Origin of the sequence: Brunnivagina elsteri CCALA 953 (genome assembly GCF_002289455.1) — a bacterium.
GTDB lineage: Bacteria > Cyanobacteriota > Cyanobacteriia > Cyanobacteriales > Nostocaceae > Brunnivagina > Brunnivagina elsteri.
In genome coordinates, this window is sequence record NZ_NTFS01000689.1 from 1 (window position 1) to 1,880 (window position 1,880).

Genomic DNA, 1,880 nt, shown 5'->3' on the forward strand with positions numbered 1-1,880 from the left:
AAACAGAAGATTTAAATGCTAAAAATCATCACTATACAGTTGATATAGTACTGACAACTATAGAACTTCTAATTAAATGTGGGACCAGCCTTAGAGTTATTTAATAATATTAATAACTTAAAATTCGATAAAATTCTAAGCTTTACTTGTATAAGAAAATGGTTAGGGCGGATTGGATTATACGAGATGAATCGTGAAAAAGAATATCGAGATGATTGGATATTTATTGTGGATTTTACATTGGAGCTAGGAAAACAAAAAGTTCTTGTGGTTTTAGGGATTTCACAACAACAGCTTGAATCGGAAATTATTCCTGACAGACGAGGGCTTCATCACCGCCACTTCGACACCAGGCACAGCCCGTGTCGAGTGGCTCACAAAGATGTAGAACTTTTAGGTTTAGAAATTATGGATACCACAAAAGGAGAAATTATAAAGCAAAAACTGGATGAAATTACTTCACGGGTTGGTAAGCCAATACAAATAGTTGCTGATCACGGTAGTGATCTTGCATGCGGTATAAAGCTTTATCAACAAGAACATGAAGACTTAATTTACACTCATGACGTAACTCATGCAATGGGTTTACTTTTGAAACATGAGTTATAATTCCGATGATAGATATCAGTCATTTATCCAAAAATGTAATATGTGTAGGCAACAGTTACAACAGACTGAATTATCTTTTTTATCCCCTCCTACACAACGCTCACAGTGCCGCTTCTTTAATATTGAAAGGTTGACTGATTGGGGGTTAAATCTATTGAATTGCAACATAGATAATGTGGCTGAATTAGTTAAAAATAGTGACCCCAATGTGATTAATAAGAAATTAATAGATAAATTAGGATGGTTAGTTGATTATCACCTAGAACTAATTCGTTGGAATCAAATGACTATGCTTACACGCACTCTTGAAACTCAAGTAAAGAAATTATGAATTAATCAGCAGTCTCTCACTTGTTTTAAGGAAAATGAATTTGATATACCTAAGGGTGAACTATTAGATTTTCAGCAACATATTTATGATTACATAATCGCTCAAAGTTCCTATATCAAGAATGAAAAAACTTTTTTAGCACCTTCTGATGTCATTGAATCTCTGTTTGGAAAATATAAACAATTCTCTGCACGTTGCCCATTTAAAGACATGGATCAAATGTTGCTAACTATTTGTTTATCTACTATGAATCTAACAAATAGTATTGTTAAAAATGCGCTTGAAACAATTAGTTTTACTGATGTTGAAGCCTGGTTAGATGAAGTGTTTGGTCAATCTATGATCTATGATGTCAAAAAGAAAAACCCTATTTTCGGAGTTACTTGACGACACAGAAGCTGTATGAACCAAAATAGCTTAAAAAGGCACAAAGTCAACAGCCTAGTGCTTACCTTAAATACGATGATTACTTGAAAGCTGGGCTGCCGATTGCAACTGGAGTCATTGAAGGCGCTTGTCGCCATCTCATTAAAGATCGAATGGATATTACAGGCGCTCGCTGGAGCCTTGAAGGTGCGGAAGCTGTTTTACGACTTCGTTCCCTTTACATTAGTGGTGACTGGGATGAGTATTGGCGCTTCCGTTTAAAGCAAGAGCATCAACGCAATCACTTTTGCTTCTATAAAGACGGCATTCCTTTGATGAAGCGAGTAATTCAAGCTCGCTGTTCTACTACTGCTCCTAAGCCTGCAATGGCTATCTAAACGTCATTCTTCGTCTTTATAAAAGAGCCGTACCCAAAGCATAATTACAGAATAACAGGGTAAAAATTGATCTAACTATAAAGCTAAAATACCTCAAAGGCTTATAGAGGAAGGGATTAGAGAAAAGGGAAAAGAAAATAGAAAAAAAGCTTGACAAAGAAAAAGGGGATTGCTAT

3 protein-coding genes and 1 pseudogene are annotated in these 1,880 nt (G+C 35.4%); all 4 read left to right on the plus strand.

All coding sequences use genetic code 11. The features are described 5' to 3' along the window. Positions 1 to 78: 78 nt before the first annotated feature. Entirely contained in the window at positions 79 to 609 is a 531-nt protein-coding gene (locus CK510_RS33785; RefSeq protein WP_245912515.1) for a hypothetical protein, read from the plus strand. Positions 610 to 763: 154 nt separating this feature from the next. Beyond that, the gene (locus tag CK510_RS33790) at positions 764 to 940 is read left to right on the plus strand and encodes a hypothetical protein (protein WP_245912516.1); all 177 of its coding nucleotides are present in this window, start codon (positions 764 to 766) and stop codon (positions 938 to 940) included. 246 nt (positions 941 to 1,186) lie between these two features. Continuing rightward, positions 1,187 to 1,327 (plus strand): hypothetical protein, encoded by a 141-nt coding sequence (locus CK510_RS33795; RefSeq protein ID WP_245912517.1) that lies wholly within the window; start codon positions 1,187 to 1,189, stop codon positions 1,325 to 1,327. Positions 1,328 to 1,383: 56 nt separating this feature from the next. After that, positions 1,384 to 1,704, plus strand: a pseudogene (locus tag CK510_RS29905) (ISKra4 family transposase); the annotation flags it as partial. Between the last annotated feature and the right edge of the window lie 176 nt (positions 1,705 to 1,880).